The organism is Mesorhizobium sp. M7A.F.Ca.CA.002.05.1.1, assembly GCF_003998335.1.
Lineage (GTDB): Bacteria > Pseudomonadota > Alphaproteobacteria > Rhizobiales > Rhizobiaceae > Mesorhizobium.
Genome location: NZ_RZQI01000507.1, coordinates 1 through 4,405 on the forward strand (window position 1 = coordinate 1; position 4,405 = coordinate 4,405).

Sequence of the window (4,405 nt, forward strand, 5' to 3'; positions counted from 1 at the left end):
GCGGTCAGCCGCTCGGTCTTGTTGAGGATGTCGAGCGTGATCGTGGTGCCGGCCAGCCCCTCCTTGGCGATCATGTCGCGGGCGCGGTCCGGATCGAAATCGAAGAGGTTCTTCTCGCGATGGCCAGGCAGACCGGGCGCGATGATGCCGGTGGCCGTGGCGGCCGCACCGAAATAGGCAGCGTCGACCACCGCCTTGCGGTCCACGGCGTACTGAACCGCGCGGCGCATGTTCGGATTGTTGAAGGGAGCGACATCCTGGTTCATGCCGAGCCAGACAAAGGCCAGCGAAGGCTTCTCGACGACGGTCGTCTTTGGCGGCGGTGTCTGCTTCAGCCGCGAGATCGAGGAGACCGCGGTCCAGGTGTAGTCGAGGTCGCCGGCCTCATAGCCAAGTTCGGCGGTCTTCTCATCCTCGATCGGATGGATGTGGATTTCCGCGAAGGCGCCCTGCTCGTACTTCCAGTCGGGATTGCGCACCAGCACCGTGCGCTGCTTGGGCAGCCATTCCTTCAGGATGTAGGGGCCCGACTGGGCCACCGGCTTGACGCCCATCTTGCCGCCGAGCTCGGTGATGGCGCGCTTCGACAGGATGGTGCCGGACGGCGTCGGCAAGGTCGACGTCCACAGCGGCGCGAAGGCCTGCTTCAGGTGGATCAGCCCCGACAGCTTGTCCTTGACCTCGACTTCCTTGAGCGTTGCCCAGTCGCCGGAATAGGGGCTTTTGTTGGCGGGGTCGGCGATGCGTTCGATCGAAAACTTGACGTCTTCCGCCGTCATCTGGCCGTAGCCGTCTGTGAAACCGATATTGTCGCGCAGCTGGAAGGCGACGGTCAGCGGGTCGAGCTGCTTGATCGTTTCCGCCGCCATCGGCCGCCAGCCCCAGCTATCGCCCGGCGTGGTGACGACGAGGCCGGCGAAGATGACGCTGGTGATGTCGCCTTCAGGCGCCGCCAGCCGGAAGCAAGGGTCGAGCGTCTGGATGTCGGCGTAGGATCGCACCTTGAGGATCGGCCCGTCGCTCGACCAGGAAACTTTTGGATTGACCATTGAGGCGAGGCCGAAAGCGCCGGCTCCGGCGAGCAGGCTGCGGCGCGAAACCCTGGTGTCGGCTAGAATGGACATGCTCTACCCCTCTGCTGTTTTCGTTGTTTTGCTTTCCAGCCGTTGGCCATTCTCCAAGCCGGGCCGAATGTGTCTGTCAGCTAAAACTGCTAATAATAGACATCTATGTCTAGCGAAAATTTTGCCGGCATGTCCGAATCTTGGAGACGGACGATCTTGCGGGAAATCTCGATATCCGATCCGACCCCGCCGCTACGTCGGCATGGGCAAGCGGCTAAGCGCGAAATGTGATCGCGCACACGGTGCGGCCTGGCCCGCTATTCGGTGGGGCCTGGATCAAGAGCTGGAGCGGAGACGCGCTCTCCGCTACCTTCACTTCCAGATTTCGGCCGCCAGGCGCACGAAATTGCCGCCCAGGACGTTGCGCACGGTCTGCTCGGACTGGCCGCGGCGCAGAAGCACATCGGTCAGTTCGCGCATCTGGCCGGGAGCCGCGTAGGTCGTCGCCCCTTCCGGATATTCGCTCTTGGGCCAGAATTGCGGATTGTCGGAAATGATGCGGTCGATGCCTTTGACATCAACCGGAAAGGCGTAGTCCAGTCCGATGCCGACATGATTTGGGCCAGCCAGGTCGACGAGATATTCGATGTGGTCAGCCAGCCTGTCCGAGTCCGTCCGCCCTTCTCCCAGGAAACGATTGAGCCCGACAATCGCGACGATGCCGCCGGTGCGCGCGCAGGCCTTTATCTGCTCGTCGGTGATGTTGCGGCCATGGCCGCACAGGGCCTTGGCGTTGGAGTGCGAGAAGATGACAGGGCGGTTCGAGTATTCCATCACCTCCATCGAGGTGCGGTAGCCGGTGTGGGTGACGTCGACGAACATGCCGAGACGGTTCATCTCGTCGATGACCTCGCGGCCGAATGCCGTCAGGCTGGTCTCGACATCGTGGCAACCGCCGCCGGCGAGGTTGTTCCTGTTGTAGGCGAACAGGATCTGGCGCACACCCAGATGGTGATAGAACTCGACCATTTCGATGCGGCCGTCGAGCGCGTTCATGCCCTCAATGTCGAAGGTGATCGCCAGTTTGCCCTCGAGCTTGGCCTTGCGGATTTCCGCGACGGAGGAGACCAGCGTGTAGTGCTCGGGATTGGCAAGGATCCAGTGACGGAAATTTGCGAGCGTCCGCACTGTCTGCTCCCAGGGCAACAGGTCGAAGCCGACATCGATTGACAGATAGTCGATGCCGGCGTCGCGCCAGATCTGCAGATTGTTCAGGTCCGCAGCCGGATCCGGCATGAAGCCGGAATGCGCGTCCCATATGATTTCACTGTCGAAAATGGCCTTGGCGGCAGTCGAAACGCTCACTTTTTTCCTCGCTCTCTCGGCAACACCAACAACGGAAGGCCAGATCAAGCGGCGTTCCGGATGTGTGATCCAGATGCAGTGCGCATCAAGTATCAGGCCACAGACACATGTGTCTAGACAGCTCCGAACGGGCCTGTATGGTCGCCGTCGCTGCATGTCGCTCCGACCGGGCCATCGGCAAAAGGGAGAACAAAGATGAGCTCAAACGGAAGCCATGGCGGGAGCGATAGCAGGCATATCGCCGTGATCGGCGGCGGTATTATCGGCTGCAGCGCGGCTTTCCATTTGCTGCGGTCCGGCGTGCGCCGGGTGACGGTCATCGATGCGGGTCAGCCGGGTGCCGCGACCACCAGCGCCGGCGCGGGCTTCGTCTCCCATTGGTCCGCCGGCATGATCCCGCTCGGTGAAGAAGGCCTTCAACTGCAGCAATATGGCCTCGATTTCTATCGCAGGCTGCACGAGGTCGGCGTCGAGATCGGTTATCGGCCAAACGGCACCTTGATCATGGCGCTGACCGAGGATGGGCGCGAGCGTTTCGTCCGACCGGTGCTGGACTCACCCTATGCCCCGCCGGAAATGCAGGATTTGAACGCCGCGCAGATCGGCCAGAAGATGCAGGGCCTCATCGATCCGGCGCGGGTCCATTCGGCCGCCTACAATCCGCATGGCATCCAGCTCGACACCAAGCTGGCGATGGGGGTACTGACCGGCCAGATCAGCGAGCTCGGCGGTGTTTTTCGCAGCGGCACACGCGTAACGGCCGTCCATGATGCCGGTGACCGGGTGACCATCGAGACCGATCAGGGCAGCCTTGAGGCTGACGGCGTGATCGTTGCCGCCGGCGCCTGGAACAACCAGGTCATATCAGGCCTCGGCTGGAAGTTGCCGCTGCTGCGCGTCGTCGCAACGCGCATCGTCACCGACGATCGTGGGCTGCCGTCGACCATTCCCACGGTCCAATGCCGCGAATTGCGGCTGTGGCTGCGCGAAACATTCGGCGCCGTCATGTGGGGAACCGGCCGGCATTACAAACCTCTCTACAAGACCGACGACAACGAGATCGAACCTGGCCAGCCGCACAATATCGAGCTGATGCGGGAGACCTCCGAGCAGGAGCTTGCCGAGTTGCAGACTGTGTTCCCGCCGCTGCGCGGTTCGACGATCGCGAGCTGGGCGCAAGGCGTGCCGTGCTACACGCCCGACAACGGCCTTGTCGTCGGCAAGGTGCCCGGCAGCGACAATGTCGTGGTCGTCGGCGGCGACAATGAGAGCGGCGTCACCCATGGACCGGGTCTTGGCCGGCTATCCTGCGAACTGGTCCTCGGGCACACCCCGTTCGTTTCCGCCGAGCGGTTCCGTGTCGATCGCTACGCCTCCGATGCCTTCAAGTCGGAGGCCGAGATCGAGGCCGCCATGCCGGCCTGGGGCGCGCGTCATGAAGCGTCGCGGTTTGGTCGCGAGGCCTGATCTGTTAGCTGTCGCCGACGCTGGCCAGCAGCGCCTGCGCCACCGCCCTGACCACCGGGCCGGCATTCTTCCTCATGACGATGTGGAAGGAGCCGGCGTGGCGACGCGAGGTTTTCGTCAGCCGGACGAGCTGGCCGCGGCGCAGATGCTCATCGGCAAATCCCGCCCAGGCGAGTGCCGCGCCGCGCCCGGCGATGGTTTCGTGGATCATCGACATGTAGCTGGTGAACCGAGGTCCGTCGAGTTTCCGGTCGGTTCCGATCCATGATTGCCAACTGTCGATCGCGCCGGGCGGCGTCACCTGATGCAGCAGCGGCACCGCCATGAAAGCCTCGGGGTCTTCCGAGGCGAGCGCCGGATAACGCGCCAGGAACGCCGGCGCGCAGACCGGGAACCATTCACCGTCGAGCAGTTTTTCGGTCACGAATTCGGGCCATTGCCCGGCTTCGCCGAAACGGATCGACAATGCCACTTCAGGATGATCGAAATCCCTGTAATCGGTGGATGTC

At 63.0% G+C, this 4,405-nt stretch carries 4 protein-coding genes; 1 reads left to right on the plus strand and 3 read right to left on the minus strand.

Features of this window, described 5'->3' with window-relative positions:
* Window positions 1-1,124, minus strand: a 1,124-nt coding sequence (locus EN939_RS22670; protein WP_127269815.1) for an ABC transporter substrate-binding protein, incomplete at its 3' end; no start/stop codon positions are given.
* A 312-nt stretch (window positions 1,125-1,436) separates the two neighbouring features.
* Entirely contained in the window at window positions 1,437-2,429 is a 993-nt protein-coding gene (locus EN939_RS22675) for a dipeptidase (RefSeq protein ID WP_127269817.1), read from the minus strand.
* Between the two features lie 195 nt (window positions 2,430-2,624).
* On the opposite strand from EN939_RS22675, the gene EN939_RS22680 reads away from it, so the two are divergent.
* Window positions 2,625-3,896 (plus strand): NAD(P)/FAD-dependent oxidoreductase, encoded by a 1,272-nt coding sequence (locus tag EN939_RS22680; RefSeq protein WP_127269819.1) that lies wholly within the window; start codon window positions 2,625-2,627, stop codon window positions 3,894-3,896.
* A 4-nt stretch (window positions 3,897-3,900) separates the two neighbouring features.
* On the opposite strand, the gene EN939_RS22685 is transcribed toward EN939_RS22680, so the two are convergent.
* On the minus strand, window positions 3,901-4,405 hold a 505-nt coding region (locus tag EN939_RS22685), incomplete at its 5' end, for a LysR substrate-binding domain-containing protein (protein WP_245473140.1).